A 2,079-nucleotide genomic window follows, 5' to 3' on the forward strand; every position below is an offset into this window, starting at 1 on the left:
TGGACATGTTACTCGTGAGGATCACGGAGAATTAGCTAATGCAACTATTCGTCTTCTCTCTTCGGCAAGACAAAGTAAAGAGAAAATGTCTATGGGATTCGATCTTTCTCCTTGGGATGATAAGTTGCTTCTTTTTGCAGAGAAATTTAGTCGGGAAATTCTTTCTCTAGAAGTAGACCTATCCCTGGAGAAATCTCTTGATTTACTATGGGATATTCTTTCGTCTGTCTTTTCCCCACAAGAAGCAGGTGTAAAACTTTCTCTTGTTGAGAAGTTCCGTCCAAATTGGAAAGAGGCTGTATGACAGCATCAATCACTTTGAAACTCACCAAAGGTGAATTGCGTTCTCAACGTAAGAAACTTTCCGAGTTTCAAGCATACTTGCCTATTCTTGTTTTAAAGAAGGGACTATTACAAAAAAAGGTATTAGTAAATAGATCTAGTTTAGCCCATTTTCGTGAAGAGATGGAGAAATCTTTAAAAGCTATCTCATCGCAAAAAGCCTCTTTGTCGATGAATCCTAAAATAGGTTCTTTATTATCTATCGAAGCAATAGACAGGTCATTAGAGAATGTGGCTGGGATTTCTCTTCCATATATCTCATCGATAACATGGAAAGATGTTCCTTACTCCATTGCAGGAACTCCTTATGGCACTGAGCAATTCATTCAATTAGGGCGTCTATATTTAGAATCAAAGATTCGTTTTGAGTATGCTGAAAGGAGATTGCGTATTCTCGAAACAGAATTTAAGCGTATTTCTGTTCGTACAAATTTAATTGAAAAAGTTCTTATTCCTAGGCGCCAAGATAATATTAAGAAGATTTTAGTTTTTCTTGGAGATGTAGAGTTAGCTGCAATTGGACGTTCAAAGATCTCCAAAAAAAAGAAGGTATAGGATGGTTTGCTTTCCAGCGAGTAAATGGTTGGTCGTCGGATCTCAAACGGAGCGTGAACATTTTTTAAAGAAAGTACAACTCCTTGGAATTATTGAATTTGAAGATAAAGGATCTTCTAACCTTCATATTTTTGGTGACTACCAACTGATCTCAAATGCTTTATTGCTTTGTATAACACAAGATCCTTGCGAGATTGCCACTCTTGAGAAAGAGCATGTTATTTTGGATAGAGCTTCTAATTTGGCAAAAAATATTTTATTTCTGACTGAAAAGAGGAAGAGCCTTCAAATGAGTAAAGAAGCTCTTCTCAGAGAAGAAAAAAAGCTGTTGCCTTTTGGAAGCTTTCGTAAAGATGAGATTGAAAAGATAGAAACAAACTTAAAAACAAAAATATATTTTTTGTCTCTTAATGTTAAAGAGTTCGACTCAAAGTATAAAGATGATAGTCGCTTAGTTGAGCTTTCTTGTGATGGTTTGGTTTGGCACGGTATTTTGTTTGGAGAAGATCCCGATTTAAAAGACTCTATCGTGCAGGTTGAGAGTGATAGTTATCATGTGACATCTGACTTGATTTCTATCGATGAGCAGATTGCAGAGTTAGATTGTGAATTAAATAAACAAAGTACGGAGAGACCTTACCTTGAAAGAGCAAAGAAAATTTTATTAAATCGATTTCATTTGCATCAAGCTGAGAAGTCAACAGTTGATAAAGATGGAGCTTTTTGGGCTTTTATTTGGGTACATCCTAATTATGAGAGTCAGTTGGGTGTTTTGGCAACAGAACATTCAGTTTATTTAGAAAGATCTTGTATTGATGAAATGGAAATTGCTCCGACAGTTTTTCAGAACGAAGGTTATTCAAGAATAGGTCAGGAACTTGTGGAAGTTTACGATGTGCCCTCAACCTATGACCAAGATCCTTCTCTGTCAGTTTTGATTTCTTTTGCCATTTTTTTCGGTTTAATTATGGCCGATTTGGGTTACGGATTGGTGATATTACTACCCTCTCTCTACCTTCATTATCGGAAACAAATTTCATTTTCAGAATCTAGTAAAAGAATGATTGGTCTCGGAATAATTCTCGGATCAGCTACTTCAGTTTGGGGTGGAATAATTGGAAGTTTTTTTGGAGTAAACTTTTCGTCTCGATTTTCTCCTTTGCAATTTTTGGCTGAAAAGAA

At 36.0% G+C, this 2,079-nt stretch carries 3 protein-coding genes; all 3 read left to right on the top strand.

Annotation, left to right across the window (positions count from 1 at the left end; all coding sequences use genetic code 11):
* Window positions 1–304 (top strand): ATP synthase beta subunit C-terminal domain-containing protein (locus tag GCCT14_RS04545; RefSeq protein ID WP_478209991.1); only part of this gene is annotated, 304 nt, incomplete at its 5' end.
* Complete coding sequence (locus tag GCCT14_RS04550) at window positions 301–897, top strand: V-type ATP synthase subunit D (protein ID WP_108624408.1); 597 nt, start codon at window positions 301–303, stop codon at window positions 895–897. The genes GCCT14_RS04545 and GCCT14_RS04550, both read left to right, overlap by 4 nt.
* Window position 898: 1 nt before the next feature.
* Window positions 899–2,079, top strand: a 1,181-nt coding sequence (locus GCCT14_RS04555) for a V-type ATP synthase subunit I (protein ID WP_157952619.1), incomplete at its 3' end; no start/stop codon positions are given.

Source organism: Candidatus Similichlamydia epinepheli (assembly GCF_003056015.1).

What these genes read in the sequence shown, in the direction of transcription:
- GCCT14_RS04550 (WP_108624408.1), top strand. Translation starts at nt 301, where the DNA reads ATGACAGCATCAATCACTTTGAAACTCACCAAAGGTGAATTGCGTTCT.